The sequence below is a fragment of the Oryzisolibacter propanilivorax genome (genome assembly GCF_900103645.1).
In the GTDB taxonomy this organism is placed as follows: domain Bacteria; phylum Pseudomonadota; class Gammaproteobacteria; order Burkholderiales; family Burkholderiaceae_C; genus Melaminivora; species Melaminivora propanilivorax.
Genome location: NZ_FNHP01000001.1, coordinates 393,637 through 418,452, shown reverse-complemented (window position 1 = coordinate 418,452; position 24,816 = coordinate 393,637). Strand labels below are relative to the sequence as shown.

The window sequence follows — 24,816 nt, the reverse complement described above, 5'->3', positions numbered from 1 at the left end:
CTCGATGCCTGTTTCCATGTCCCCCTTCCCCACCGAATTCGCTCCTGGCCTCGTCGTGCAGGGTATTCAGCCACCGCTCAAACTGTCCGACTACCGGCTGATCGCCTTCGACATGGACTCGACCCTGATCAACATCGAGTGCGTGGACGAGATCGCCGACGCCGCCGGCAGGAAGGCCGAGGTCGCGGCCATCACCGAGGCGGCCATGCAGGGCGTCATCACCGACTACAAGGAGAGCCTGCGTCAGCGCGTGGCGCTGCTGCAAGGGGTGCCGGTGGCGCACCTGGAGCAGGTATTCACCGAGCGCCTGCGCTTCAACCCCGGCGCACGCGAGCTGGTCGCCACTGCGAAGGCTGCCGGGCTGGCGACGCTGCTGGTCTCGGGCGGTTTCACGTTTTTCTCCGACCGGGTGCGCCAGCAGCTGGGCATCCAGTTCGGACGTGCCAACGTGCTGGAAGTGCAGGACGGGCGCCTCACCGGCCGCATGGTCGACCAGCCCTGGGGCGACATCTGCGACGGCGCGGAAAAGCGCCGCACGCTGCTGGAGCTGGCGTCGCTCATGGGCATAGCCCCGCGCCAGGCAATTGCCGTGGGCGACGGCGCCAACGACCTGCCGATGATGGGCGCGGCCGGCCTGTCGGTGGCCTACCACGCCAAGCCGGCGGTGCGTGCCCAGGCGATGGTGGCCATCAACAGCGGCGGGCTGGACCGGCTGCTGGAAGTGCTGCGCTGAGCGTCAACAGCGCCTAGCCGCTACTGTTTTGGTAGCTGCAGGCCGTTGTAATGCATGGGCTCGCGGCCCAAAACCCTCAAAAATCCAGACCGCCGTCGCGTCCCCGTTCTTCCTCCCTCTCCCTTTGGGAGAGGGCCGGGGAGAGGGCCAGCCCCGCCACCTGGCTGCGTTTTCCAGCTACCCGCCCCCATCACCCGCGCCACACCCACCACGCCAGCACCAGCATCATGGCGCCGGTGAGCGCGTCCAACACGCGCCAGGCGCGCGGATCGGCGAACACACGCTGCAGCCGGCGGCCGGCCAGCGCCAGCAGCACGAACCAGGTCAGGCTGGCGCAGGCCGCGCCCAGCACGAACACGGCCTTCAGCCAGCCGTCCTGGCGCGCACCGATGGAGCCGATCAACACCACCGTGTCCAGATAGACATGCGGGTTCAGCAGCGTGATCAGCGCCAGTGCTCCCACCACGCCCAGCACGCCGCGCGCCACGCGCGTACCCGAGGCATCCAGCCCCTCGCCCGGCGCGAACAGCGCGCGGTGCCAGGCGAACAGGCCATAGCCCAGCAGGAACAGCGCCCCGCCCCACTGAAGCCACTGCGCCAGGATGGGCGAGCTGCCCAGCAGCTGCGCCATGCCGGCCACGCCCAGGGCCACCAGCAGCGCGTCGCTGGCCACGCACCAAGCGATGCAGGCGCGCACATGCTCGCCCTGCACCGCCTGGCGCAGCACGAACAGGTTCTGCGCGCCGATGGAGGCGATAAGCGACAGGCAGACGGTGAAACCCGTCAGCCAAGTGGACGAGGCGGCGGTGGCGGTGAGCGATGCGTGGACCATGATGGCGCCGATGGTAGGCAGCCGCCCGGTTTACGTACACTTCAATTTCCTAAACGATCGTTAGCAAAACTGATGCTGGACTATGCCGGACTGGAAGCCCTTGCCGCCGTGCTGCGCGAGGGCAGTTTCGAGCGCGCCGCGCGCCGGCTGCACGTCACGCCGTCGGCCGTGTCGCAGCGCATCAAGCAGCTGGAGGAGCGCGCCGGCCAGGTGCTGGTGCAGCGCGGCAGCCCATGCACCGGCACCGATGCCGGCCGGCGCCTGTGGCTGCACCTGGAGCAGGTGCGGCTGCTGGAAAACGAGTTGCGCCGCGCCCACCCCGACCTGCTGGCCGGCAGCGACGCCCCGGCGCCGACGCTGCGCCTGGCGGTGAACGCCGATTCGCTGGCCACTTGGTTCATGGATGCGATGGCCGACTTCACCGCAGGCGGCAACGAACTGCTGGACCTGCGCATCGACGACCAGGACCACACCGGCGAGCGCCTGCGGCGCGGCGAGGTGATCGCCGCCGTCACCGCCAGCGCTGCGGCGATCGCGGGCTGCAACACCTGGCCGCTGGGCCACATGCGCTACGTGGCGGCCGCCAGCCCGGCGTTCGCGGCGCGGCATTTCGCCGATGGGGTGACGGCCGCCGCGTTGGCGCGCACGCCGGTCATGGTCTATGACGCCAAGGACCGGCTGATCGACCGCTGGCTGCAGGCGCACGGCCTGGCCACGCGCGCGCACGCGCCGCGCCACCTGCTGCCGTCCGAGTTCGGCTACGTGCGTGCCTGCGAGGTCGGCATGGGCTGGGGCATGCACCCGGCAGCGCTGATCGCGGGGCAGCTGGCGCGCGGCACGCTGGTACCGCTGCTGGACGGCGCGGGCCTGGACGTGCCGCTGTACTGGGCGCACCCGCGCAACGCCCAGCAGTCGCTGGCGCGCCTGACGCAGTGCGTCATGGCGGCGGCACGGCACTGGCTGGATGCTCCTTGAACGATAGCTGCAGGCCCTTGCTCCATATGGGCCAGGGCCACTTTTGACCTAAAACCGCTAGACCGCCGGCGCGAACGGCAGGCCGGGCATGAAGCGCAGCGCCTGCACCGCGCGCCGGGTCTCGCCGCGCGGTGGCACCAGATCGGCCAGGGTGACCGCGTCCAGCACCGCCAGGTAGGCGTGCGTGGCGCGCGCCAGCAGGCCCTTCATGCCGCAGTGCTCGCTCATGCGGCAGCTGTTGGTGCCCGCGTCGAAGCACTCGACCATGTCGAAGTCGGTCTCGGTGGAGCGCACCACCGCGCCGATGTTGATCTGCTTCGCCGGGCGCATCAGCCGCATGCCGCCGCCGCGCCCACGGGTGGTCTCCAGCAGGCCCTGCGCGGCCAGCTGCTGCACGATCTTGGTCAAATGGCTGCGCGAGATGTCGTGCGCCTGCGCGATCTCGGTGATGGTCACGGGTTGCGCCCGCCCGTCGCAGGCGGCGCAGTACATCAGCACGCGCAGCGTGTAGTCGGTCCATTGGGTCAGTCGCATGGGCCCTCGCGGCAAAAAGATTCGGACAAAAGGAATTTTATGAATTTAAAATGTTCATGTCATTTGAAACTTTAAAGGACCCCACGCCATGAACGCCATCCTGAACGCTCCCGCCACTGTCGATCCGGCCATGGCCATCGGCCAGATCGCCGTGGAGCTGCCGGGCGCGACGGCCGTCTTTCGCCGCCTGAAGCTGGATTTTTGCTGCGGCGGCCAGGTCAGCCTGCGCCAGTCGGCGGCCGAGAAGGGGCTGGACCTGCAGGCGCTGGTGGATGAACTGTCGGCGCTGCAGCGCCCGGACAGCGCGCCCGACGCCGGCACGCCAGCTGAGCTGGTCGGGCACATCGTCTCGCGCTACCACGAGGTGCACCGCGAACAGCTGCCCGAGCTGATCCGCATGGCGCGCCGCGTCGAGGCCGTGCACCGCGCCAACCCCGACGTGCCCGCTGGCCTGGCGGATGCGCTGGAGGCGATGCACGAGGAGTTGCTGATGCACATGCACAAGGAGGAAGCCATCCTGTTCCCAATGTTGCAGCGCGGCGGCAACCCCTTCGTGACGCAGCCCATCGGCATGATGCGCGCCGAGCACACCGACCACGGCGAGGCGCTGGAGCACCTGGCGCGCCTGACCGGCGACATGATCCCGCCGCCCGGCGCCTGCAACACCTGGCGCGCGCTGTATGGCGGCCTGGCGCAGTTCGCCGACGACCTGGTGAACCACATCCACCTGGAAAACAACGTGCTGTTCCCGCAGTTCGAGCCCGCGGCTGCCGAGCAGGGCTGCGGCAGCGGTTGCGGCTGCAGCTGATGGACGCGCAGCGTGACCTGCCCGCCCCCGTCCAGCAGGCTGATACGGACAGCATCACGCGCCTGGTGCACGGCTTCTACGGCAGCGTGCGCGCCGACGCCGCGCTGGGCCCGGTGTTCGACGCCGCCATCGCGCCGCACTGGGACGCGCACCTGGCGCGCATGGTCGACTTCTGGAGCACCGTGATGCTGGGCACGCGCAGCTTTCGCGGCGGCGACGTGTTCGGCAAGCACATGGCGGTGCAGGGCGTGCAGCCCGAGCACTTTGCCACCTGGCTGCGGCTGTGGGCCGAGCACACGCAGGCGGTGTTCGTGCGCGAACTGGCGCTGGAGCTGCAGACCGTGGCGCACAACATCGCGCGCAACCTGTTCCGCGGCTATTTCGGCCAGTGGCCGCAGGCGGCTTGAGAGCATGGGCCGAAGAAGCCCGCGCGTCGCCCAGGTGACGCAGGCGCGCGCGGCGGCGCTTTTATCCTGCCGGCTGCCCCGCCGCCATGGCAGGATGCGGCGGCCCTTCAGGAGACCATGCACCATGATCAGCTACGACGTCACCGCCTGCGGCGAGCCGCTGCAGCGCCAGGAGCGCCCCACCCCCCGGCCCACCGGCGACCAGGTGCTGCTGCGCACGCTGGCCACCGGCGTGTGCCATTCGGACCTGCACATCTGGCAGGGCTCATACGACCTGGGCAACGGCAAGCTGCTGTCCATGCTGGACCGCGGCATGAAGCTGCCGCTGACCATGGGCCACGAGGTCGTCGGCGAGGTGGTCGCCGTGGGCGATGAGGCCACCGGGGTGCAGGTCGGGCAGCGCTATCTGGTGTACCCCTGGCATGGCTGCGGCCAGTGCGGCGTGTGCCGGCGCGGCGACGAAAACCTGTGCATGGCCGGCCGCTCCATGGGCATCTACCAGCCGGGCGGCTACGCCGACCATGTGCTGGTGCAGCACGCGCGCTACCTGGTGGACATCGGCGACCTGCCACCGGCGCAAGCCGCACCCTATGCCTGCTCCGGCCTGACGACGTACAGCGCGCTGCGCAAGTTCGCGCCGCAGGTGCTGCAGTCCGAGGCGGTGGTGGTCATCGGCGCCGGTGGCCTGGGGCTGATGGCGGCCCTGCTGAACCCGGCCATGGGAGGCGCGGGCTGCATCGTGGTCGAGCCCGATACCGCCAAGCACCTCGCCGCGCTGCAGGCCGGCGCACGCGCCGTGGTCAGCCCGCGCGACGCGGACTGGATGGACCAGGTGCGCCAGGCCGCGGGCGGCGCGGTCTGGGCCATCCTGGACTGTGTCGGCTCCAGCCAGACGGTGCAGTCGGGCATCGACCTGCTGGCCAAGGGCGGGCAGCTGGTGCAGGTCGGGCTGTTCGGCGGGCATGTGGACCTGCCCACGCCGTTCATGCCGCTGCGCGCCCTGACCTACCAGGGCTCGTACGTGGGCAACCTGCGCGAGCTGCAGGAATTGATGCAGCTGGTGCGCGAGCGCCGCCTGCAGCCCGTGCCCACCACCTGCATGCCCTTGAGCCGGGCCTTTACCGCACTGCTGGCGCTGGAGCATGGCCAGGCCATCGGCCGCCAGGTGCTGGTGCCGGAAGACGCCGAGACGCCGTCGGCCGAACTGCCCGCCTGAGCCCGGGCCTTGCCCGCTGCGCGCTCAATCGCGCTCAGCCGCGCCGCGCAGCGGCGCCAGCAGCGGGCGCAGTCCGTTGTGGTCGATCTCGCGCATCAGCGCCAGCAGCCGGCCGATCTCGCCTTTGGGGAAACCCTGGCGCGCGAACCAGTGCAGGTAGTTCGCCGGCAGGTCGCAGATCAGCAGGCCCTCGTGCTTGCCGAATGGCATGCGCCGCTGGCACAGCAGCGCCAGCTGCTCCGGGTCCAGGCCGGGCACTTGCGGTGGCATCAACCGCCGACGCCGCCGTAGCGGAACGACACGCCCGTCAGCACGAAGGCCACGCCCAGCAGCGTCACCGCGCCCACGTGCCAGGCCATCAGCGGCAGCGTCTGCGCGCTTAAGTTGGGGATGACGCGGGCGCGGGCGTGCGCCGCCACCAGCGCCGTGGCCAGCAGCAGCGCCAGCTTCATCGTGACCGCGCGCTCCATCGCATCGCCGGGGTTGACCCAGGCCGTCCAGTCCGGCACCAGCTGGAGCGCCAGCCACAGCCCGGTGGCCACCTGGATGGCCAGCGCCGCCATGCCGACATGCTCATAGGCCTGCTCGAACTGCAGCAGCGTTTGCGGCGAGCGGGTGCGCAGCGCCCGGGGCAGCACTGCCAAGGCCAGGACCAGGTGGCCGCCGGTCCAGATGGTGGCGGCCAGCACGTGCAGCGAGAAAACGTAGGGGTACATGGCGATGGTCAGGCGCGGCGCGCCTGCAGCGGATAGGCGGGGTCGGTATAGCCCGGTGTGGAAGGGTGGCCCGGGGCGACCAGGCTGTCCACCAGCGCCTCGTCCTCGGACGTGACCTGGTAGCGCAGCGCCGGCAGGTAATCCTGCCACTGCGCCAGCGTGCGCGGGCCGGCGATGACGGCGCTGACGCCACGGTGTGCCAGCACCCAGGCGGTGGCGAACTGCGCCAGTGTCACGCCGCGCTCCTGCGCATGCTGCAGCAGGCGCTGCGCGATCTGCAGGGATTCCTCGCGGAACTCGGTCTCGCCCATGCGCCTGTCGCCGCGCCCGGCGCGCGACGCAGCGTCGGGCGCCTGGCCGGGCAGGTACTTGCCGGTCAGCACCCCGCGCGCCACCGGGCTGTAGGGCGTTACACCCAGGCCGTGGTGCTGGCAGGCGGGCAGTATCTCAACCTCCGGCATGCGGTTGAGCAGGTTGTAGTACGGCTGGCAGACCACCGGGCCGGGCATGCCGATGCGGCGCGCGCCGTGCGCCAGTTCGGCGATGCGCCAGGCGCGGAAGTTGGACACACCCCAGTAGCGGATCTTGCCGGCGCGCAGCAGCGCATCCAGCGCGAACAGGGGTTCTTCCAAGTCCATGTCCTCGTAGTCGCGGTGCAGGTACAGGATGTCCACGTGGTCGGTGCGCAGCCGGGCCAGGCTGGCCTCGACCTCGCGCAGCATCCAGCTGCGCGAGTAGTGGCCTTCGTTGGGCCGCTCGGACATTCTGTTGCCCAGCTTGGTCGCCAGCACCCAGTCGTGGCGCTGGCCCTGGAGCAGCCCGCCCAGCATGGCCTCGGACGCCCCCTTGGTGTACACGTTGGCCGTGTCGAGGTAGTTCACGCCCTGCTCGCGCGCGTGAGCGACGATGGCCGCGGCCTCGGCCGCGCCGGTCTGGTCGCCGAACATCATGGTGCCCAGGCACAGCGGGGAGACCTGCAAGTTGCTTTTGCCCAGGCGGCGGTATTGCATGGAAAACCTTTCGCTATCAAATACAGAGCTTGAGGCCCTTGTTTTTCAAGGGCTAGAGGCCGGTTTGGCTTGAATCTTCGATGGGCGCGCCATCCGCGCAGGGCTCGAAGCGCGGACGCCACACACCGTCCACCAGCACCTGTTCCTCGAACATCGCGGCCGGCCGCACCCACAGGCCGCGCTCGCCGTAGAGCGCGCGGTACAGCGTCATCGGCTCCAGCGTCTCGCTGTGGCGCACGGTGCCCTGCACTTCGTAGAGCATGCCTTTGTAGTGGCGGTACAGGCCGGGCGGCGTGCAGCGCAGCGGGGGCAGTTCGCTGCCGTCGTTCATGGCGTGCGGCACTCAGTAATGCGGCGGCAGCTCGTCGCGCAGGCTGCGCACGGCCGCGCCGCCGCCGTCCGGCACCTGCTGGCGCAGCTGCGCCACCTGGCGGGCGAGCTGGTCGATCTGCTGCTGCTGGCGGTAGATGGTCAGGTTGAGCTGGTCGATCAGGTCTTCCGCATACGCGGCCTTGATCTCCAGCGCCTCCAGCCGCTCCTGGGTCTGTTGTGCCATGGCGCTTCAGCCCGCCAGCGCCTGGCCCAGCCGCGCCACGCCTTCGCGGATCTGTTCCACGCCGGCCGTGGCGAACGACAGGCGCAGCGTGGCGTGGTCAGGGTTGGCGCAGTAGAACGGCGCCCCCGGCACGAAGGCCACGCCTTGGTCGATGGCACGCTGGGCGAAAACGTTGCCGTCCGCCACCTGGCCGCGCGCGCCCGTCAGCCGCGCCCAGACGAACAGGCCGCCCTGCGGCGGCACGAAGTCGATGGCGTCGCCCAGCTCGGCGCGCAGTGCCTCGCCCATGGTCTGGGCACGCTCGGCATACACCGCGCGCACGCGGGCCAGCGTCGCCGGCATGCGCCCGGCACGCAGGTACTGCGCGGCGGTGGCCTGGGCGAAGGTGCTGGTGTGCGCATCCGAGAACTGCTTGCACATGGTGGCGCGCGCCAGCATCTCGGGCGGCGCGACCATCCAGCCTACGCGCAGGCCCGGCGCCAGCACCTTGGACAGCGAGCCGCAGTGCACCAGCCAGTCGCGGCTGCCCGGCACCTCGTGCGACAGCGCCAGCAGGCTGGGCGGCGGCGCATCGCCAAAGTACAGGTCGCCGTAGGGGTCGTCCTCGACGATGACGGTCTGGTGTTGGACGGCCAGCTCCAGCACGCGCCGGCGCCGCTCCAGGCTCAGGGTGGCGCCGCTGGGGTTGCCGAAGGTGGGAATCAGGTACACCAGTTTGGGGCGGTGCTCCACGATCAGCTGCTCCAGCCGGTCGACCTGCACCCCGTCGGCGTCGATCGGCGCGCTGACCAGATCGGCGCCGTACAGCCGGAAGCACTGGATGGTGGCCAGGAAGGTCGGGCCCTCGACGATGACCTTGTCGCCCGGGTCGATCAGGGTCTTGCCGATCAAGTCCAGCGCCTGCTGGCTGCCGGTGGTGACGATGAGCTGCTGCGGTGCCATGTCCTGCACGCCCTTGCCCCCCATGAACTGCGCCAACGCCTCGCGCAGCGGCTGGTAGCCCTCGGTGGCGCCGTACTGCAGCGCGGCGCCGGGCTCATCGCGTAATGCCGCCTCGGCGGCTTGGCGGATGCCGTCCACGTCGAACATGGCGCTGTCCGGAAAGCCGCCGGCGAAGCTGATGATGCCGGGCTTGCCCAGCAGCTTGAACAGTTCACGGATGGCGGAAGTTTCGACCTGGTCGAGGCGGCGGGCAAAGGGCATGGGCATGGCGTGGAATGCAGGGCACGGGGCCGGCGGGTGAACGAATGCAGCGCGCATTGTCGCCAATCCGCGCGGCCCGCCGGCACCGGCCGGCGCACAATCGCCGCCATGCAAGACCGCGACGTCGTTCCCTTCTTCACCGCGCTGGCCGCCGCCAACCCGTCGCCGACGACCGAGCTGGAATACACCAGCGTGTTCGAGCTGCTGGCCGCCGTGCTGCTGTCGGCGCAGGCCACCGACGTGGGCGTGAACAAGGCGACGCGGCGGCTGTTCCCGGTGGCGAACACGCCGCAGGCCATCCTGGCGCTGGGCCCCGAGCGGCTGGAGGGCTACCTGTCCAGCATCAACCTGTACCGCAGCAAGACGCGCTACCTGCTGGCCACCTGCCAGCTGCTCATCGAGCGCCATGGCGGCCAGGTGCCCCGCACGCGCGAGGCGCTGGAAGCCCTGCCCGGCGTGGGCCGCAAGACCGCCAACGTGGTGCTGAACACCGCCTTCGGCCTGCCCACGGTGGCGGTGGATACGCACATCCTGCGGGTGTCGAACCGCACCGGCTTGGCCCCAGGGCCGACGCCGCTGGCGGTGGAGCGCGGACTGGAGCGGCGCGTGCCCGAGCGCTTTCTGGCCAACGCACACCACTGGCTGTTGCTGCACGGGCGCTACGTCTGCCAGGCGCGCAAGCCGCGCTGCTGGGAATGCATCGTCGCGCGCTGGTGCGACTACGAGCCCAAGACGCCAGCGCCGCACTGAGGCAGCGCAAGACTCCTTTTTTGATAGCTGCAGGCCCATGCAGAACATGGGCTGAGGTCCGTTTTGGCATCAAATCATGCGCCGACCGCTGACAGCGGCGCGCAGCGCTGGACGGCACGCCCGGCACCGGAGGCGGCGCAGCATGCACGGCACTTCCCCTCGCCGCAGCGCCTGCCATGTCCACTTCCTCCGCCCTTCCCGCCGCCGATGCGCCCGCGCCACGCGCCTACACCCCGGAAGAAAAGCGCCACCGCATCTTCGCCATCATGGCCGCCTCGTCGGGCAACCTGGTGGAGTGGTTCGACTTCTATGTGTACGCGTTTTCGGCGCTGTACTTCGCGCCGGCGTTCTTCCCCAAGTCCGACCCCACTGCGCAGCTGCTCAACACCGCCGGGGTGTTCGCCGCGGGCTTCCTGATGCGCCCCATCGGCGGCTGGCTGTTCGGCCGCATCGCCGACCGCTACGGGCGCAAGCTGTCGCTGCTGATCTCGGTGGGCATGATGTGCGCCGGCTCGCTGGCCATCGCCTGCCTGCCGACCTACGCGGCCATCGGCGCGTGGGCGCCGTTCCTGCTGCTGGTGTGCCGGCTGGTGCAGGGCCTGTCGGTGGGCGGCGAGTACGGCACCACCGCCACCTACATGAGCGAGGTCGCGCTGCGCGGGCAGCGCGGGTTCTTTTCATCCTTTCAATACGTGACGCTGATCGGCGGGCAGCTGCTGGCGGTGCTGGTCATCGTGGCCTTGGAGGCGCTGTTCACCGAGGGCGAGCTCAAAGCCTGGGGCTGGCGCATCCCGTTCGTCATCGGCGCGCTGTCGGCGGTGGTGGCGCTGCTGCTGCGCCGCACCCTGCACGAAACGCAGACCGAGGCGGCGCGCACCTCCAAGGAGGCCGGCACCCTGAGCGGGCTGATGCGGCACCACAAGGCGGCGTTCTTCACCGTGCTGGGCTTCACCGCCGGTGGCTCGCTGATCTTCTACACCTTCACCACCTACATGCAGAAGTACCTGGTCAACACCATGCACCTGCCGATCAAGACGGCCAGCTACGTGATGACCGGGGCGCTGTTCCTGTTCATGTGCATGCAGCCGCTGATCGGCGCGCTGTCGGACCGCATCGGGCGGCGCAACAACATGCTGCTGTTCGGCGGCCTGGGTGCCCTGTGCACGGTGCCGCTGATCACTGCGCTGCAGCACACGCACAACCCGGTGCTGGCCTTCGTGCTGATCACCGCAGCGCTGTTCGTGGTCAGCTTCTACACCTCCATCAGCGGGATCGTGAAGGCCGAGATGTTCCCGCCCGAAGTGCGCGCGCTGGGCGTCGGCTTGGCCTACGCCGTGGCCAACGCGCTGTTCGGTGGCACGGCGGAATACGCCGCCCTGGGCCTGAAGTCCCTAGGCCACGAGCAGGCGTTCTTCTGGTATGTGACGGCGATGATGGTGGTGGCCTTCCTGGTCAGCCTGCGCCTGCCGCGCCAGGCGGCCTATCTGCATCACGACCATTGACGCCCGCTCCGCAGGAGGGACTGTCACCTGCGGCGCGGATCCACGCCTCGGCGGGGCGCGCCGTCCTGTCTGCGGTCCTGCGCCATCAGGTGCTCGGCGACGGCGCGGTAGGCCGGCAGCGAGGTCGGGTCGCTGGCGGCGTTGGCGGCCACAGGGTTCGAGGCGAACCGCGCAATCACCATGTCGGCCTTCGGATCCAACCAGATCGTCTGCCCGTGCACGCCGCGCGCGGCGTAGGCGCCATGGTCGTCGTTGCTGATCCACCACATGCCGCCATAGCTCCAGCCCTTCAACAGCGGGTAGTTGGCACGCGCGAACGTGGCTTGGCTGCCGCCATGCCGGATGCGCTCGATGGCCGCGGCCGGTACCAGCTGGCGGCCCTGCCAGCGGCCGTCCTGCAGCATCAGCTGGCCCAGCCGAGCCATGTCGCGCAGCGTGGCGTTGAAGCCGCCGCCGGCGAACGGCGTGCCGATCGAATCCACCGTGTAGAAGGCCTCGCGGTCGGCGCCCAGCTGGCTCCAGATGCGCTCGGACAGCAGCTGCGCCACCGACCGGCCACTGGCGCGGGCGATGAGCCAGCCCAGCGTGTCGGCGTTGACGGTCTTGTAGCCAAACGCCTCGCCATGCGTGCCCTTCTTCTTCACGGTCTGCAGGTACTCGAAATAGCTGCGCGGGCCGGTGTAGCCGGGCGGCGGCGGCAATGGGCTGCCGGCCTTGGCGTAGGTCCAGACCTCGGCGTTCGGGTCGGCATAGTCTTCGGAATAGTCCAGCGCCGTGGTCATGTCCATGACCTGGCGCACCGTGGCGTCGCCGAAGGCGCTGGCCTGCAGCTCGGGGATCAGCGTGCCGACGCGCGCGTTCTCGTCCAGCGTGCCCTCGGCCACCAGCATCTCGCCCAGCAGGCCGGTGAGCGATTTGGTCACCGACATGGCGCCGTGCAGCGTGTCGGGGCCCAGGCAGCCGGCGTAGCGCTCATACACCACGCGGCCGTGGTGCAGCACGAGGACGCCGTCGGTGTAGTTGGCGTCGAAGGCTTGGTCCCAGGTCATCTCCGCCTCCCCATTCAGGGGCCGGAAACGCACCTGGTCCAGCGTCGCGTCATGGGCCTGCGCCAGCGTGCTGGAGGCCCCCTGCCCCCTGCCTACCGCCGCAGTCGGCATCAGCTCGCGGAAATGGCACACGGTCCAGCGCAGTTTCGGGAAGGCGAAGTAGTCCGGATCGGTGAAGCGGATGGTCTTGTCCGCGGCAGGCGGAAAGCCCTGCATCCAGCGCAGCGTGCGCGTGTCGGAGTCGGCGGCGGACAAGGGCGCCGGTCTTTGGGCCTGGGCGGCGCCTGTGGCCGCCGCCAGCGCCAGCGCCAAGGCGGGCGCGCGCAGGTGTTTCATGACGATCTCCTTGAAAAAGGGCCTGTCCGGCAATTTTCCACACGTACGGGCAACATGCCGGGCACGGCTTTCAGTCCAGTTCCTGCACCCCGCCGCCAGAGACGGTGAGCACCTGGCCACTGATCCAGCTGGAAGCCGGCGCGCACAGGAACAGCGCCGCGTTGGCCATGTCCTGCGCCTGGCCCAGCCGCTGGATGGGCGTGTGCTGCAGCATGGTCTTCAGAATCTGGTCGTTCAATACCGACTCCAGCGCCTCGGTGCGCGTGGCGCCGGGGGCGATGGCATTCACGCGAATGCCGCGCGGGCCCAGATCGAAGGCGATGTTGCGCACCAGATGATTGGCTGCTGCCTTGGACGCGCCGTAGGACGCCATGCGCCGGTTCTTGTTCTCGCCGGCCATGGACGAGATCGCCAGCAACGCGCCGCCACCGGCTTTTTCCATCTCGGGCGCTGCCAGCTGCGCCAAGCGGAACAGCGAGAACACGTTGAGCTCGAATGCGCGGCGGAAGTCTTCCATCGGCATGTCGAAGGGCTTGGGCCCACCGCCACCGGCGTTGCTGACCAGCGTGGTGAGCTTGCCGAAGCGCCGCACGGTGGCGTGCACCAGCTGCTCCAGGTCGGTCTCGCGCGTCACGTCGCAGGCCAGGGCGCCTGCCTGACCACCCGCCTGGGTGATGGCCTGCGCCACCGCCTGCGCGCTGTCCGCATTCAGGTCGCTGACCATGACGCTGGCGCCGGCGGCGGCGAAGGTCTCGGCGATGGCGCGGCCGATGCCGGCGCCCGCCCCGGTCACGATGGCCACCTGGCCGTCCAGGCGGAAATGGGAGGGGTCGTACATGGAGGGTTCCTTTCGGTGATTGCGCGCTGGCGCCAAACGGCGTACACAGGCGAAAAAGACATCGGACGGCAGATGCGGCGTGGCGTGCCGCCAGCGCAAGACACTTGCAATCGTACACTTTTGTACGTTTTATAAGTGTACTGTTTTGTACGTTTGCGATAACATGGCGCCATGCAGATCCCCGCCCGCCGCGCCGACGCGCAGATGCACCGCACCTTGCTGCTGGACGCCGCCGACCAGGTGTTCGCCGAGCACGGCGTGCATGCCGCGCTGGAGCTGGTCACCGCCCAGGCCGGCGTCAGCCGCGCCACGCTGTACCGCAACTTTCCCGACCGCGATGCACTCATGGCTGCGCTGCTGCAGCGCAGCTTCGAGACGCTCGAGGCGCGCGCGCTGCAACTGTCGGGCACGGCGGACGGGCTGTTCAAGCTGCTGGAGCATATGGCCGTGCTGGCCGCCGAATCGGCCCCGGTGGCCGACCACTGGCGCGCCACCGGGCGTGGCAGCCCGGTGCTGGCGCAGGCACAAAGGCGTCTTTCCGGCCTCGTCAAGCCGTTGCTGGCGCAGGCGGTTGCCGCTGGCGCCTGCCGGGCGGACCTGACGGTGGGCGACGTGCTGCTGGTCACCACCATGCTGGGCTCGGGCCTGCGGGGGCGCAGCCGTACGCAGCGGCGCAGCCTGTCGCGCCGGGCCCTGGCGCTGCTGCTCGACGGCCTGCGCACACATCCCGAGGGCGACTTATCCCAGGAGACGACCCGATGAAGCCGCAGCCGCGCATCATCGGCCCCGTCCCCGACTGGGAGGAGCACGAAAAGCCCAGCATGCCGGGCTCGCCCGCGTCGCTGGTGCACCCGCTGCCGGTGCGCATCGCCTATGCCTGCGTAGCTGTGCTGGTGGGCCTAACGGGCGGTCTGGGCGCGGGCCTGATGTCGGCCAACCTGCCGGCCATCGCTGGCCAGCTGGGCCTGACCACGGCCGAGGCCACTTGGCTGCCGGCCGCCTATGTGATGGTCAGCGTCACGGCTAACCTGCTGGTCTACAAGTTCCGCCAACAGTACGGCATCCGCCTGTTCGCCGAGCTCGGCCTAGGGTTGTATGCGCTGGTCACCGTGCTGCACCTGTTCATCGAGGGCTTCGAGATGGCGCTGGTGGTGCGCGGCGTGAGCGGCTTCGTCAGCGCCGCGACCAACACGCTGGCGGTGCTGTACATGCTGCAGGCGTTTCCGAAGGCGAAGCTGGGTGCCGGGCTGGTGGTGGGCCTGAGCATCGCGCAGTTCGCCACGCCGCTGGCCTGGGTGATTTCGCCGTCGTTGATGCAAAGCAGCGATTGGCGCACGCTGTACCTCTTCGAGAGCGGCCTGGCGCTGTGCTCGCTGGCGGCGGTGGTCATCCTGAAGCTGCCGCTGGGCCTGCGCATCCACGTGCTGGAAAAGACGGATTTCCTGACCTTCGCGCTGGTCGCCCCCGGCGTGGCGCTGCTGGCCGCCGTGCTGGCGCAGGGCCTGAACGGCTGGTGGACCGACAGCGCCTGGCTGGCCTGGGCGCTGGTCGGTGCGCTGGTGCTGCTCACGGCGGGCGCCATCGTCGAATACCGGCGCCAGAACCCGCTCTTGCAGGTGCGCTGGCTCACCAACATCGCCATCCTGCGCTTCATTCTGGGCGCGCTGATGATGCGCTTTCTGCTGTCCGAGCAGACCTATGGGGCCATCGGCCTGCTGCGCTCTCTGGGCATGGGCCCGGACCAGCTGCAGACGCTGTACGGCGTGATGCTGCTGGGCATGGTCTGCGGCACCGCGGTGTCGGCCCTCACCTTCAGCCCCAAGACCATCGTGCCGCAGATCCTGGTGTCCATCGTGCTGATCGCCATAGGTGGCTGGCTGGACCACCACTCCAGCAGCTTGAGCCGTCCGCACGACTTCTTTCTCAGCCAGTTCTTGCTGGCCGTGGCGTCGTCGATGTTCATGGGACCATTGATGATGATCGGCTTCGGCCAGGCCATGAAGCACGGTCCCGACCACATGGTCACCTTCATGGTGCTGTTCGCCATCACGCAAAGTGTGGGTGGGCTGCTGGGCCCGGCGCTGCTGGGCACGCTGCAGGCCGAGCGCACGCAGGCCTATGCCCTGTCCATCAACACGCACCTGCGCGCCGATGATCCGCAGGTGGCGCAGCGCCTGTCGATGCAGCAGGGAGGGCTGGCCGGCCGCATCACCGACCCCACGCTGCGTGCCGCGCAGGGCACGGCGCAGCTGGCACAGGTGGCCCGGCGCGAGGCATCGGTGCGTGCCTACAACGATGTGTTCGGCGTGATCGCCGCGCTGGCGCTGGGCTTCCTGGCCTGGTCGTTGTACCGCGTGCGCCGCGCAGCGGTAGCTGCACGGGCCACCTCGGCGCCGGGCACAGCCCCAGCTCCCGCCGCGTCCGCCTGATCCCTTCGCCGCACGCCCGCCCCTCAGAACATAAAGCACCCTGCCATGAACCAACCTGTCCCTGCGCCCCGCCCTGTACCGCCAGACGACCTGCGCAACGACGACAGCGTGCCGGTTGATACCGCCGGCGCGCAGCCGCTGGCCGACGGTGCGAACGACCCGCAGCCCGCGCCCGGCGCCGAGGCACCAGCGCCCGCGCCAACTGCGCCGGCGCCCGCCCCGTCGGCCGCGCCCAAGACCATCAAGCCCTCGCGCACCGCTGTCATCGCCATGCTGCTGGTGGCCTTGGTCGGCGTGCTGCTGATCCTGTGGGCCTGGCGCCTGGGCCCGTTCGCCACGGCGCACGAGCGCACCGACAACGCCTATGTGCGCGGCCAGATCACGGTGCTGGCGCCGCAGGTCAGCGGCCACGTGGCCGAGGTGCTGGTGCACGACTTCCAGCGGGTAGCGGCCGGCCAGCTGCTGGTGCGCATCGACGACCGCGTCTACCTGGAGAAGGTGCACGCCGCCGAGGCGCAGCTGGCCAGCGCCCAGGCGCAACTGGCCAACTTCGGCCAGACCCAGGCGCAGAACCAGGCCACGCTGGGGTCACGCCGCGCCACGCTGCTGGCCGCGCAGGCCGAGGCCCAGCGCGCGCAGACCGACCTGAAGCGCGCCGACGACCTGGCCGCGCGCGGCTCGGTGTCGCTGCGCGAGCGCGACCAGGCGCGCGCCACGTTCGAGTCGGCCCAGGCCAACGTGCGCAAGGCGCGCGCCGACATCACCATCGCCGAGCAGGCCATCAAGTCGACCACCGTCTCGCGCGCCGGCCTGCAGGCGCAGGTGCAGGCGGCCGAGGCGCAGCTGGGCCTGGCGAAGATCGACCTGGCCAACACCGAAGTGCGGGCGCCCCGCGCGGGCCAGCTGAGCGAGGTCGGCGTGCGCCTGGGGCAGTACGTCACAGCCGGCTCGCAGCTGCTGTTCCTGGTGCCCGACACGCTGTGGGTCGTGGCCAACTTCAAGGAAACCCAGACCGCGCACATGCACGTCGGCCAGCACGCGCGCTTCACCGTGGATGCGCTGAGCGGCGAAACGCTCACCGGCCGGGTCACCGAGATCGCACCCGCCACCGGCTCGGAGTTCAGCGTGCTGCGCTCCGACAACGCCACCGGCAACTTCACCAAGGTGGTGCAGCGCCTGCCGGTGCGCATCCAGCTCGACCCCGGCCAGGCGCTGGCCGCACGCCTGCGGCCGGGCATGTCGGTGGTGGCCGAGGTGGACACAGCGTCCGATGCCGGATCCCAGGCGCCGCAGGTGCCTAGCGCCGAGCCTTCCACGGCGAATGCGCCGCTGCCCGGCACGGCTGGCCAGCCCACTGCCTCGCCTCCTGCCGCAGTCACGCCGACGGAGAGCCGTGATGCGCCCAAGGCGACCGATGCTCCAGATGCATCCGGTGTGGCCGCGCCCGTGAGTGCCAGCGACGGCAGTCCTGCGCCTGCGCCCGCGCCCGCAACCAGCGCTGCTGCGCCCACGGCCGGGGGATCGCGATGAGCACCCCCCTCGCCACGGTGGCAGCGCCGCAGTGTCACACCCCCATGGCGCTGCTGCTGGCCGCCACCCTGCTGGCCGGTTGCATGCCGGCGCACCGGCAGGCGCCGGCCCTGGCCGCCATCGACGCGCCATCGGGCTGGAGCGTTCCCGCCGGTGCGCACGCCGCTGTCAGCGACGCGCCCATCGCGCAGCAATGGTGGCGCGCCTTCGGCGATCCGGCGCTGGACGGCCATGTGCAGGCCGCCCTGACCTACAACGCCGACCTGCTGTCTGCCGGCAGCCGGCTGGATACCGCGCGCGCCCAGCTCGACCTGGCGCGCGCCGCGATCGGCCCCACCCTGGCGGGCACGCTGGGCCTGCAGGCGCAGCGCACGCTGGGCGCCACGGGCGAAGCCACGTCGCGTGTCGCGCAACCGGGCCTGCAGGCCTCGTGGGAGCCCGACCTGTGGGGCCGCCTGCACAGCCAGGCAGGTGCGGCCGAGCTGCGCCTGTCGGCGTCCGAAGCGGACCAGGCCGGCGTGGCGCTGGCGATCGCCAGCACCACCGCGCAGACCTACATCGGCCTGCTGGCGCTGGAGGCCCAGCTGCAGGTGACGCGCGACACCGCCGCCTCCCGCGCCGAGGCGCTGCGCATCGCGCGCGACAAGGCCAGCGCCGGCTATACCTCGCAGCTGCAGTCCACCCAGGCGGAGTCGGAGTACGAAGCCGTGCTGCAGTCGCTGGCGCAGCTGCAGCAGGCCATCGCTCGCCAGTACAACGCCCTGCGTCTGCTGACCGGGCAGCCGCCAGCGCAGCGCGATGGTGCGCAGGCGCAGGCCGCGCGGTTTGCCCGCCTGCAACTGCCCACCGTGCCGGTGGCGCTGCCGTCTGAACTGCTGCGCCGCCGCCCGGACCTGGCGCAGGCCGAGGCCCTGCTGGCGGCCAGCGACGCCAGCCTGCAGGCCAGCCGCGCGGCCTTCCTGCCGCAGGTCGCGTTGAGCGCCAGCCTGGGCGCGCTGTACACCAATGCGCTGCACTACAACCCGGTGGCGGTGTGGAGCCTTGGCGGGAGCGTACTGGCGCCGCTGTTCGTCCAGGGCCGGCTGCAGGCCCAGTACGACAGCAGCGCGGCGCAGCGCGACCAGGCGGCATTCGCCTACCGCGGCGCGGTGCTGAACGCCCTGGCCGAGGTGGAAAACGCCCTGGTGGCCGACGCGCGACTGCAGGAGCAGATGCAGCACGCCACGCGCCGGCGCGAAGTGCTGGCGCGCTCGCTGCAGTACGCCCGTGACCGCTACGAGGCGGGCTACGCCGCCTACCTGGAAGAGCTGGACGCCCAGCGCAACCTCTACCAGACGGAAATCGAGCTGATCAACCTGCGGCAGTCGCAGCTGAGCAACCAGCTGAGCCTGTTCAAGGCGGTCGGAGGCGGCTGGACCGCACCCAACACGCCCGGGTAATGCGGGTTTATTTACAATCTCATACACCTGCTTGTAACCCTCCGGTCCATGAGTTCGCTTGACCCGCGCTCGCTGATCGCCATGGCCGTTTTCATGTCGCTGGTCATGGGAGTGGTTCTGGCCTTCATGCGGCATTACTACCCGCGCAACATCCGTGGTCTGCGCGAGTGGGCCTGTGCGCCCCTGGCATGGGCCCTGGGAGCGCTGCTGCACCTGGTGACGTCTGCGCAGTGGCTGCAGGCACCCCTGTTTCTGGCCAATGCCTGCGTGCTCGGTGGCTTGTTGCTGTTCCACTTGGGCTGCCGCCGCTTCCTCCAGCAGCCTGATCTCAAAACCGTGCTGCTGGGCATCTGGCTGGCAGCGCTGGTGTCGGTGGCCTGGCTGATCTGGGTCGCACCGTCGTACCCGTTGCGCCTGGCCTTCGTCTCGCTGACCATCGCTGCCTTGCACGCGTGGACCTTGGCGCTGCTATGGCGCCATGGACCGCGTCGCTTTCCCGTGCGGCTGGTGCAGGCCACACAGGCCTTGCATATCGCCGCCCTGCTGGTGCGGGCGGTAACGGCGCTGGCGCGCTACCAAGACGCGGGCCTGATGGAGCCGTCCTTCATGCAGGTACTGCACCTGGGCATGCATGTCACCGTGGTGCTGCTGCTGACCATCGGTGCCGTGCTCATGGCCACCGACCGGGTGCACACCGAATTCGAGCACATGGCCACGCATGACAGCCTGACCGGTGCGTTGAATCGCCGCGCCATCCTGGCGAAGTGCCAGGAGGAACGCGACCGCGCCCTGCGCCAACCCCAGTCCTTCAGCCTGATGCTGCTCGACCTGGACCACTTCAAGGCCGTCAACGACACCCATGGCCACCAGCATGGCGACCGGGTGCTGCAGCATTTCACACAGTCGGTGCAGGCAGTGCTGCGCCGCACCGATCGCCTGGGCCGCTACGGCGGCGAGGAATTCGTGGCACTGCTGCCCGGGACCGACGCTGTGGCAGCCCAGACCCTGGCCCGGCGCATTCATGTCGCGCTGGCCAGCGGCCATGCGCTGGACTGCCAGGTCAGCATCGGGCTGACCGGCTGGCAGGGCGTCCACGACACGGTGGACGCGATGCTGGCGCGTGCCGACACCCAGCTGTACCGCGCCAAGGCGCAGGGGCGCAACCAGACCTGCGCGGGCTGACCAGACAGGCAGCAGGCGTGACGGCATGGACCCGTGAAGGTCAGCGAGGGGGTCAACTCAGGCCGGCCAATCGGCCGAGCAGGCGCCCGTACAGCCCATCGAACGCCAAGCTGCCCTGCACCGCCGTGAGGCAGACGCATTCCCCGCCCGACTGCACCACGGGCAGGTGGTGCACCGTGCTGTCCGCCACATCGAAGTCGCCCGCGCCGAACTGTGCCCGGCCGTCGTGGAAGCTGCCGCACAGCACCTGGGTGAACTCGCGGTCGGTGTGCACGTGCCGCGGCAGGTATTTGCCGGCGACGAGGCGCAGCAGGAACACGAAGGCGTCGTCGCCGGCCAGCCGCACCCGGCTGTAGCGCATGCCCGGGCCGATCCAGCGCCAGGGCGTGATCTGCAGACCCGCCAGAGCGCGCGGCCAAGCCATGCCGGCGGGCAGCGGTGGCGGTCCCTGCAGGCTGGCAGGAGGCTCCGGTTCGTCGCAGACATCCAGCGCCGCCAGGACACGCTCCAGGGCGTGCGGGTGCAGGGCGGAGGCGGGCGTGTCCTCCAGCCACTGCCCGGCAGTCTCCTGCAGCAGCGCCAGGCGCGCCGCGCAGCGCGTGCACTGCTCGACATGCACGGTCGTCACCAGCGCCGGGCCAGCCGGCAGCCAGCCGCCCGCGTGGGCCAGCAGCAACTCGTCGGAAGGATGGTGGCGAATCGATGTCATGGCGCTGGGGAATCGTTTTGCATGGCCCGCCGCAAATATGCCAGGGCCGCCCGCATGCGCGACTTCACGGTGCCCAGGGGCAGTTGCAGCGCGCTGGCAATGCGGGTGTGGGGCTGGCCCTCGAAGTAGCACATGCGCAGCACCCGCGCCTGCTCGGCCGGCATGCCCTGCAGCGCGGCAGCCATGCGCTCGTGCGTCTGTTCCTGCTGCAGGCGCTCGTCCGGGGCGGGCGCTTCGTCGGCGATCGCCTGCAGATCCATGTCGTCGCAGGGCAGGCACCCCGCGCCGGCGCTGCGCAGGCAGTCCACGCGCAGGTTGCGGGCGATGGTGAACAGCCAGGTGCCGACGCTGGCGCGCGAGCGGTCGAACTGGCAGGCCTTGCGCCACAGCACCAGCAGCGACTCCTGCGCCAGCTCCTCCGCCTGGCACGGGTCGCAGCCGCAGCGCACCAGGTAGGACTTGATGCGCGGCGCATAGTGGCAGAACAGCTGGGCGAACGCCTGGCGGTCGCGCTGCTCGGCCACGGCCCGGACCCAGGCGGCCAGCCGGTCGGCCTGCGCCGCGCGCTGCGCGCCCGGGCCGCCGACGGCGTGCAGGTGCGTCACCGCGGCAGGCGCACGCGGTGCGGGCTCCAGGGGAGATGGGCTGTTCATGGAAGCTGCATCAGAGATGGCATTGTGGCGACTGCCGGGCGGCGCCGGCTAGGCCAGTGCGGTGTCCAGCACCATCATCAGCACGAAGCCCAGCATCAGCCCGCACGTGGCCCAGCGCTCGTGGCCGGCGCGGTGCGACTCGGGAATGATCTCGTGGCTGATGACGTACAGCATCGCGCCGGCAGCGGCCGCCAGGCCCCAGGGCAGCAGACTCGCCGACACCCCGATCAGGGCCGCACCGAACACGGCGGCGACGGGTTCGACCAGCCCGGACAGCGCCCCCAGGGCGGCACTGCGCCCGCGCCCGTAGCCCACGCCGCGCAGGGCCAGGGCCACCACCAGGCCCTCGGGCACGTCCTGGATCGAGATGCCGGTGGCCAGAGCCAGCGCGCCCAGCGCATCGGTGCCGGCATAGGCCACGCCGATGGCCAGGCCCTCCGGCAGGTTGTGCACGGCGATCGCCAGCACGAACAGCCACACACGCTTCATGGCGCGCGCCTGGGGCCCCTCCAGGCCCTTCACGAAATGCTCGTGCGGCACCACGCGGTCGATGAGCAGCAGCAGCAAGCCACCGGCCGTGATGCCTGCCCCGACGATACCGGCTGCGCCCCAGCCACCGGCGCCCTGCCCCCTGGCCGCGGCCAGCGCCGGGATGATCAGCGAGAACGCGCTGGCCGCCAGCATCACCCCGGCGCCAAAGCCCAGCATGGTGTCGTGGCTGCGCTGCGAAAAGCTGTGCGACAGCAGCACCGGCAGCGTGCCCAGCGCGGTGGCCAGGGCCGCCATGGCGCCGCCGGTCAGCGCGCCGGCGACCGCCGGCTCGCGCAGCCACGGCGCCTGCAGCAGCTCGCGCCCCCAAATCACCAGCGCCGCCAGCGCGATCGCCAGGCCGACCAGATGCCGCCAGCGCCAGCGCAGGGCCGGCGCAGCCTGCAGGGTTGCAACACGGGGCACGGAAGATGGAAGGGAGTCCATGGGGCATCCTCGAACGCTGCAGGAAGGAACAGAGCGGCACGCCCGGCCCTGCCAGGCCTGCCGCCGGCCTTGTCAGGCCAGGGCGCTGCTCAGCGCCAGCGTGCCGTTCACGCCGGCCGGGTAGAAGCCGCCGCGCGAAACTGCGCCAGGGTTGAGGTAAACGATGTTCAGCACGTCGCCCGGCGACCGGCTGAAGGCGATGCCGTTGGCATCGGTCGGCACGATGTTGGAGCGGTCGCCCGAGCCCGAGATGCCCTGGTCCACGTCGCTGCTGCCGTCCAGGCTGTCGCGCGCATCCGAAATGGCGTCGGCGGCGCTGCGCAGGCTCGGGGCTGCCACGCCCTTGGCATAGAGCGCGGTGCGCACCAGGCCGGCGTGGTAGGCCTCGGCGGCCAGGATGCCCGCGGCCGCCTCCAGGAAGGTCTTGTTCTGGATCAGCGGCGACGCACCCTTGTACGCCGTCACGCCCACGTCCTCGAAGATGAACGCGGCCAGCAGGAAGTTCTCGTCGCTGGCGTAGGGGTCGAACGACTGGCCGGCGCCGACCAGCCCGGCCGCCCGGGCGGCACTGGAGAAGGCCCCGTTGGGATCGACCCCGATGTCGATGGCCGGCTGCGCCACCGCGGACGCACCCAGCGCCTGGCGCAGGAAGGCCACGTGGGCGATCTCGTCCTGCGCGATCTCCTTGGCGTACTGGCGTACCACCGGGTCGCTGAACGCCACCGCCCGCCCCCCGGTCACGGCGCCCTGGGTGCCGGTGCCTGTCAGCTGCGACGCGGGCAGGCCGCTGCCGGTGGCGGCGTAGGCATAGAACTGCGCCTCCAGGTATTCCAGGTTCAGGGCGAAGTTCAGCACATCGGCGTCGGAGACCGGATTGGCCTGGGCGCTGGAGTCGCCCGACCCGCCGCCGCACGCCGCCAGGATGCCGCCGCCGGCGACCCCCACCGCGAATCCGCTCGTCTTGCGAAAGAAAGCGCGCCGTTCGGCGCGCCGCGTCGCGATCTCGCTGACCTGTTCACGCGTCAAGAAGTGTCCCAGCATGGCTTGGCTCCTGTGGGCGCCGGCAGGCCTGCTTGCAGGGCCGCGTGGCGCCGTGGGTGGGCAGCCACGCGAGCGCGGGGCCGCAACCCGATGCCTGGGCGGCATGCGCGCCGCGGTGGCGCACAGGCATCCGGTCACGCACTGATACGCAGCCGGGCGCGCGGCGGATCGATCGCGCCATGTAGGACAAGACGCCGACCCGCATCAGCCGGCACAACCAGAGCGTTCCGGGCGCTGAACAGGCGCCACCCGCCCACGTCCGGTCCGGCGGCAGGCCGAGGCAGAAGGGCTGCCTCAGCCGCTGGTGGATACCCCCGCCGCCTCGAAACTCGCCATCTCGCGCAGGATGGCGCAGGCCGACACCAGCAGCGGCCAGGCCAGCGCCGCGCCCGAGCCCTCGCCCAGGCGCAGGCCCAGGTCCAGCAGCGGCTCGGCCTGCAGCGCCGCCAGCAGGCGCGCGTGCCCCGGCTCGCTGGAGTGGTGCGCGAACACGCAGCGCTGCAGCACGTTCGGCGCCAGCCGCGCCGCCACCAGCACCGCCGCGCTGGTGATGAAGCCATCGACGACGATCACGCGCCGCTCGTGCGCGGCCTGCAGCACGGCGCCGACCAGCGTGGCGATCTCGAAGCCGCCCAGCGCCGCCAGCGCGGCCAGCGGCGCGCGCGCGCCCTCGTTGGCTGCCAGCGCCTGGCGCAGCACCGCCACCTTGCGCGCCACGCCGGCCGCGTCCAGCCCGGTGCCGGGGCCGGTGCAGTCGGCCACGTCAAGGTCCAGCAGCCGCGCCAGCAGCAGCGCCGCGCTGGAGGTGTTGCCGATGCCCATCTCGCCCAGCAGCAGCACGTTGCCCGGCAGCGCCGCCAGCACCTCGCGGCCGTTGGCGATGGCCTGCGCGCACTGCGCCGCCGTCATGGCCGGGCCGCTGCTGGCGTCCTGCGTGCCGGGCGCCACCTTGCGCAGCACCAGGCCGGGGTATGGCGCGAAGTCGTGGCGCACACCGCAATCGACCACCGTCAGCCCCAGGCCGTGCTGGCGCGCCAGCACGCTCACCGCCGCGCCGCCAGTGACGAAGTTATGTACCATCTGCCAGGTCACGTCGCTGGGGAAAGCCGACACGCCGCGCGCCGCCAGGCCATGTTCTGCCGCGCACACCAGCATCTGCGGTGCGTGCAGCGCGGGCGCCTCGCTGCCCAGGATCAGGCCAATGCGCAGCGCCAGCCCCTCCAGCCGGCCGAGCGAGCCCAGCGGCTTGGTCTTGTGGTCGATCAGCTGCTGCAGGCGCGCGGCCAGGGCGTCGTCGGCGATGCACGGGATGTCGGGAAGCTGCATGGAAAAACCTGTTTTGTTATGAAATTGATAGCTGCAGGCCCTTGACTTTTAAGGGCTGGCGGCCGAT

27 protein-coding genes are annotated in these 24,816 nt (G+C 70.5%); 12 read left to right on the top strand and 15 right to left on the bottom strand.

Annotation, left to right across the window (positions count from 1 at the left end; all coding sequences use genetic code 11):
* Positions 1-16: 16 nt before the first annotated feature.
* On the top strand, positions 17-733 hold the full coding sequence (serB, locus tag BLQ61_RS01880) for a phosphoserine phosphatase SerB (protein WP_091565987.1): 717 nt from the start codon (positions 17-19) through the stop codon (positions 731-733).
* A gap of 190 nt (positions 734-923) precedes the next feature.
* On the opposite strand, the gene BLQ61_RS01875 is transcribed toward serB, so the two are convergent.
* Entirely contained in the window at positions 924-1,565 is a 642-nt protein-coding gene (locus tag BLQ61_RS01875) for a LysE/ArgO family amino acid transporter (protein ID WP_091565984.1), read from the bottom strand.
* Positions 1,566-1,637: 72 nt separating this feature from the next.
* Here BLQ61_RS01875 and argP point away from each other — a divergent pair, with 72 nt between their 5' ends.
* Positions 1,638-2,540, top strand: a complete 903-nt coding sequence (gene argP, locus BLQ61_RS01870; protein ID WP_091565982.1) for an HTH-type transcriptional regulator ArgP — start codon at positions 1,638-1,640, stop codon at positions 2,538-2,540.
* Between the two features lie 57 nt (positions 2,541-2,597).
* Here the strand turns inward: argP and BLQ61_RS01865 are convergent, their stop codons facing one another.
* A complete protein-coding gene (locus tag BLQ61_RS01865) occupies positions 2,598-3,074 on the bottom strand; it encodes an RrF2 family transcriptional regulator (protein WP_091565979.1) in 477 nt (158 codons plus the stop codon).
* Positions 3,075-3,162: 88 nt separating this feature from the next.
* Here BLQ61_RS01865 and ytfE point away from each other — a divergent pair, with 88 nt between their 5' ends.
* The 3 genes from ytfE to BLQ61_RS01850 all read left to right on the top strand — a co-directional run bounded on the left by ytfE (position 3,163) and on the right by BLQ61_RS01850 (position 5,505).
* Positions 3,163-3,882, top strand: coding sequence for an iron-sulfur cluster repair protein YtfE (ytfE, locus tag BLQ61_RS01860; protein ID WP_091565977.1), 720 nt, complete (start codon positions 3,163-3,165; stop codon positions 3,880-3,882).
* The gene (locus BLQ61_RS01855) at positions 3,882-4,289 is read left to right on the top strand and encodes a group III truncated hemoglobin (protein WP_091566469.1); all 408 of its coding nucleotides are present in this window, start codon (positions 3,882-3,884) and stop codon (positions 4,287-4,289) included. Before ytfE ends, BLQ61_RS01855 begins: the two co-directional genes overlap by 1 nt.
* Before the next feature lie 124 nt (positions 4,290-4,413).
* Positions 4,414-5,505 carry an alcohol dehydrogenase gene (locus tag BLQ61_RS01850; protein WP_091565974.1) on the top strand — a complete coding sequence of 364 codons (1,092 nt, stop codon included), beginning with the start codon at positions 4,414-4,416 and terminating at the stop codon, positions 5,503-5,505.
* A gap of 24 nt (positions 5,506-5,529) precedes the next feature.
* Here the strand turns inward: BLQ61_RS01850 and BLQ61_RS01845 are convergent, their stop codons facing one another.
* The 6 genes from BLQ61_RS01845 to BLQ61_RS01820 are packed head-to-tail and all read right to left on the bottom strand — an operon-like array spanning position 5,530 to position 8,990.
* Positions 5,530-5,775: a DUF3820 family protein gene (locus tag BLQ61_RS01845; RefSeq protein WP_091565972.1), complete on the bottom strand. Its 246-nt coding sequence runs from the start codon at positions 5,773-5,775 to the stop codon at positions 5,530-5,532.
* Complete coding sequence (locus tag BLQ61_RS01840; RefSeq protein WP_091565970.1) at positions 5,775-6,221, bottom strand: CopD family protein; 447 nt, start codon at positions 6,219-6,221, stop codon at positions 5,775-5,777. Before BLQ61_RS01840 ends, BLQ61_RS01845 begins: the two co-directional genes overlap by 1 nt.
* 8 nt (positions 6,222-6,229) lie before the next feature.
* Positions 6,230-7,231: an aldo/keto reductase gene (locus BLQ61_RS01835; RefSeq protein WP_091565967.1), complete on the bottom strand. Its 1,002-nt coding sequence runs from the start codon at positions 7,229-7,231 to the stop codon at positions 6,230-6,232.
* A 52-nt stretch (positions 7,232-7,283) separates the two neighbouring features.
* Positions 7,284-7,562, bottom strand: a complete 279-nt coding sequence (locus BLQ61_RS01830) for a DUF1653 domain-containing protein (protein WP_091566467.1) — start codon at positions 7,560-7,562, stop codon at positions 7,284-7,286.
* Positions 7,563-7,574: 12 nt separating this feature from the next.
* Positions 7,575-7,787, bottom strand: coding sequence for a SlyX family protein (locus tag BLQ61_RS01825; protein ID WP_091565965.1), 213 nt, complete (start codon positions 7,785-7,787; stop codon positions 7,575-7,577).
* A gap of 6 nt (positions 7,788-7,793) precedes the next feature.
* Complete coding sequence (locus BLQ61_RS01820) at positions 7,794-8,990, bottom strand: aminotransferase-like domain-containing protein (protein WP_091566465.1); 1,197 nt, start codon at positions 8,988-8,990, stop codon at positions 7,794-7,796.
* Positions 8,991-9,098: 108 nt separating this feature from the next.
* Between BLQ61_RS01820 and nth the strand changes: the two genes are divergently transcribed.
* The gene (nth, locus tag BLQ61_RS01815; RefSeq protein WP_091565962.1) at positions 9,099-9,740 is read left to right on the top strand and encodes an endonuclease III; all 642 of its coding nucleotides are present in this window, start codon (positions 9,099-9,101) and stop codon (positions 9,738-9,740) included.
* A gap of 176 nt (positions 9,741-9,916) precedes the next feature.
* Positions 9,917-11,242, top strand: coding sequence for an MFS family transporter (locus BLQ61_RS01810; protein ID WP_091565959.1), 1,326 nt, complete (start codon positions 9,917-9,919; stop codon positions 11,240-11,242).
* Between the two features lie 23 nt (positions 11,243-11,265).
* Here BLQ61_RS01810 and BLQ61_RS01805 read toward each other — a convergent pair whose 3' ends face one another.
* The gene (locus tag BLQ61_RS01805) at positions 11,266-12,627 is read right to left on the bottom strand and encodes a serine hydrolase domain-containing protein (protein ID WP_091565957.1); all 1,362 of its coding nucleotides are present in this window, start codon (positions 12,625-12,627) and stop codon (positions 11,266-11,268) included.
* A gap of 70 nt (positions 12,628-12,697) precedes the next feature.
* On the bottom strand, positions 12,698-13,465 hold the full coding sequence (gene hdhA / locus BLQ61_RS01800; protein WP_091565954.1) for a 7-alpha-hydroxysteroid dehydrogenase: 768 nt from the start codon (positions 13,463-13,465) through the stop codon (positions 12,698-12,700).
* Positions 13,466-13,636: 171 nt separating this feature from the next.
* On the opposite strand from hdhA, the gene BLQ61_RS01795 reads away from it, so the two are divergent.
* From BLQ61_RS01795 to BLQ61_RS01775, 5 genes are read left to right on the top strand one after another with little or no spacing between them, the layout of a single operon-like run.
* On the top strand, positions 13,637-14,227 hold the full coding sequence (locus tag BLQ61_RS01795) for a TetR/AcrR family transcriptional regulator (protein WP_091565951.1): 591 nt from the start codon (positions 13,637-13,639) through the stop codon (positions 14,225-14,227).
* Complete coding sequence (locus BLQ61_RS01790) at positions 14,224-15,894, top strand: MFS transporter (protein ID WP_217629368.1); 1,671 nt, start codon at positions 14,224-14,226, stop codon at positions 15,892-15,894. The genes BLQ61_RS01795 and BLQ61_RS01790 overlap by 4 nt, the downstream gene beginning before the upstream one ends.
* Positions 15,895-15,939: 45 nt before the next feature.
* Positions 15,940-17,424 carry an HlyD family secretion protein gene (locus tag BLQ61_RS01785; protein WP_091565949.1) on the top strand — a complete coding sequence of 495 codons (1,485 nt, stop codon included), beginning with the start codon at positions 15,940-15,942 and terminating at the stop codon, positions 17,422-17,424.
* On the top strand, positions 17,421-18,863 hold the full coding sequence (locus BLQ61_RS01780; protein WP_217629367.1) for an efflux transporter outer membrane subunit: 1,443 nt from the start codon (positions 17,421-17,423) through the stop codon (positions 18,861-18,863). Before BLQ61_RS01785 ends, BLQ61_RS01780 begins: the two co-directional genes overlap by 4 nt.
* A 48-nt stretch (positions 18,864-18,911) precedes the next feature.
* The gene (locus BLQ61_RS01775) at positions 18,912-20,045 is read left to right on the top strand and encodes a GGDEF domain-containing protein (protein WP_245703772.1); all 1,134 of its coding nucleotides are present in this window, start codon (positions 18,912-18,914) and stop codon (positions 20,043-20,045) included.
* A 52-nt stretch (positions 20,046-20,097) separates the two neighbouring features.
* Here the strand turns inward: BLQ61_RS01775 and BLQ61_RS01770 are convergent, their stop codons facing one another.
* The 5 genes from BLQ61_RS01770 to cobT form a co-directional block, all read right to left on the bottom strand.
* Positions 20,098-20,754 carry a ChrR family anti-sigma-E factor gene (locus BLQ61_RS01770; RefSeq protein WP_091565942.1) on the bottom strand — a complete coding sequence of 219 codons (657 nt, stop codon included), beginning with the start codon at positions 20,752-20,754 and terminating at the stop codon, positions 20,098-20,100.
* Positions 20,751-21,407, bottom strand: coding sequence for a sigma-70 family RNA polymerase sigma factor (locus BLQ61_RS01765; protein ID WP_091565939.1), 657 nt, complete (start codon positions 21,405-21,407; stop codon positions 20,751-20,753). Before BLQ61_RS01765 ends, BLQ61_RS01770 begins: the two co-directional genes overlap by 4 nt.
* Positions 21,408-21,455: 48 nt before the next feature.
* Positions 21,456-22,382, bottom strand: coding sequence for a ZIP family metal transporter (locus tag BLQ61_RS01760; RefSeq protein WP_091565936.1), 927 nt, complete (start codon positions 22,380-22,382; stop codon positions 21,456-21,458).
* Positions 22,383-22,454: 72 nt separating this feature from the next.
* Complete coding sequence (locus BLQ61_RS01755; RefSeq protein WP_091565935.1) at positions 22,455-23,423, bottom strand: ferritin-like domain-containing protein; 969 nt, start codon at positions 23,421-23,423, stop codon at positions 22,455-22,457.
* A gap of 294 nt (positions 23,424-23,717) precedes the next feature.
* Positions 23,718-24,749 carry a nicotinate-nucleotide--dimethylbenzimidazole phosphoribosyltransferase gene (gene cobT, locus BLQ61_RS01750; protein ID WP_091565932.1) on the bottom strand — a complete coding sequence of 344 codons (1,032 nt, stop codon included), beginning with the start codon at positions 24,747-24,749 and terminating at the stop codon, positions 23,718-23,720.
* Between the last annotated feature and the right edge of the window lie 67 nt (positions 24,750-24,816).

What these genes read in the sequence shown, in the direction of transcription:
- BLQ61_RS01865 (WP_091565979.1), bottom strand. Translation starts at nt 3,074, where the DNA reads ATGCGACTGACCCAATGGACCGACTACACGCTGCGCGTGCTGATGTAC.
- BLQ61_RS01840 (WP_091565970.1), bottom strand. Translation starts at nt 6,221, where the DNA reads ATGTACCCCTACGTTTTCTCGCTGCACGTGCTGGCCGCCACCATCTGG.
- BLQ61_RS01765 (WP_091565939.1), bottom strand. Translation starts at nt 21,407, where the DNA reads ATGAACAGCCCATCTCCCCTGGAGCCCGCACCGCGTGCGCCTGCCGCG.
- BLQ61_RS01805 (WP_091565957.1), bottom strand. Translation starts at nt 12,627, where the DNA reads ATGAAACACCTGCGCGCGCCCGCCTTGGCGCTGGCGCTGGCGGCGGCC.
- BLQ61_RS01770 (WP_091565942.1), bottom strand. Translation starts at nt 20,754, where the DNA reads ATGACATCGATTCGCCACCATCCTTCCGACGAGTTGCTGCTGGCCCAC.
- BLQ61_RS01755 (WP_091565935.1), bottom strand. Translation starts at nt 23,423, where the DNA reads ATGCTGGGACACTTCTTGACGCGTGAACAGGTCAGCGAGATCGCGACG.
- BLQ61_RS01780 (WP_217629367.1), top strand. Translation starts at nt 17,421, where the DNA reads ATGAGCACCCCCCTCGCCACGGTGGCAGCGCCGCAGTGTCACACCCCC.
- BLQ61_RS01790 (WP_217629368.1), top strand. Translation starts at nt 14,224, where the DNA reads ATGAAGCCGCAGCCGCGCATCATCGGCCCCGTCCCCGACTGGGAGGAG.
- BLQ61_RS01820 (WP_091566465.1), bottom strand. Translation starts at nt 8,990, where the DNA reads ATGCCCTTTGCCCGCCGCCTCGACCAGGTCGAAACTTCCGCCATCCGT.
- BLQ61_RS01875 (WP_091565984.1), bottom strand. Translation starts at nt 1,565, where the DNA reads ATGGTCCACGCATCGCTCACCGCCACCGCCGCCTCGTCCACTTGGCTG.
- BLQ61_RS01855 (WP_091566469.1), top strand. Translation starts at nt 3,882, where the DNA reads ATGGACGCGCAGCGTGACCTGCCCGCCCCCGTCCAGCAGGCTGATACG.
- BLQ61_RS01850 (WP_091565974.1), top strand. Translation starts at nt 4,414, where the DNA reads ATGATCAGCTACGACGTCACCGCCTGCGGCGAGCCGCTGCAGCGCCAG.
- BLQ61_RS01845 (WP_091565972.1), bottom strand. Translation starts at nt 5,775, where the DNA reads ATGCCACCGCAAGTGCCCGGCCTGGACCCGGAGCAGCTGGCGCTGCTG.
- BLQ61_RS01775 (WP_245703772.1), top strand. Translation starts at nt 18,912, where the DNA reads ATGAGTTCGCTTGACCCGCGCTCGCTGATCGCCATGGCCGTTTTCATG.
- hdhA (WP_091565954.1), bottom strand. Translation starts at nt 13,465, where the DNA reads ATGTACGACCCCTCCCATTTCCGCCTGGACGGCCAGGTGGCCATCGTG.
- BLQ61_RS01825 (WP_091565965.1), bottom strand. Translation starts at nt 7,787, where the DNA reads ATGGCACAACAGACCCAGGAGCGGCTGGAGGCGCTGGAGATCAAGGCC.
- cobT (WP_091565932.1), bottom strand. Translation starts at nt 24,749, where the DNA reads ATGCAGCTTCCCGACATCCCGTGCATCGCCGACGACGCCCTGGCCGCG.
- ytfE (WP_091565977.1), top strand. Translation starts at nt 3,163, where the DNA reads ATGAACGCCATCCTGAACGCTCCCGCCACTGTCGATCCGGCCATGGCC.
- argP (WP_091565982.1), top strand. Translation starts at nt 1,638, where the DNA reads ATGCTGGACTATGCCGGACTGGAAGCCCTTGCCGCCGTGCTGCGCGAG.
- BLQ61_RS01795 (WP_091565951.1), top strand. Translation starts at nt 13,637, where the DNA reads ATGCAGATCCCCGCCCGCCGCGCCGACGCGCAGATGCACCGCACCTTG.
- BLQ61_RS01810 (WP_091565959.1), top strand. Translation starts at nt 9,917, where the DNA reads ATGTCCACTTCCTCCGCCCTTCCCGCCGCCGATGCGCCCGCGCCACGC.
- serB (WP_091565987.1), top strand. Translation starts at nt 17, where the DNA reads ATGTCCCCCTTCCCCACCGAATTCGCTCCTGGCCTCGTCGTGCAGGGT.
- BLQ61_RS01830 (WP_091566467.1), bottom strand. Translation starts at nt 7,562, where the DNA reads ATGAACGACGGCAGCGAACTGCCCCCGCTGCGCTGCACGCCGCCCGGC.
- nth (WP_091565962.1), top strand. Translation starts at nt 9,099, where the DNA reads ATGCAAGACCGCGACGTCGTTCCCTTCTTCACCGCGCTGGCCGCCGCC.
- BLQ61_RS01760 (WP_091565936.1), bottom strand. Translation starts at nt 22,382, where the DNA reads ATGGACTCCCTTCCATCTTCCGTGCCCCGTGTTGCAACCCTGCAGGCT.
- BLQ61_RS01785 (WP_091565949.1), top strand. Translation starts at nt 15,940, where the DNA reads ATGAACCAACCTGTCCCTGCGCCCCGCCCTGTACCGCCAGACGACCTG.
- BLQ61_RS01835 (WP_091565967.1), bottom strand. Translation starts at nt 7,231, where the DNA reads ATGCAATACCGCCGCCTGGGCAAAAGCAACTTGCAGGTCTCCCCGCTG.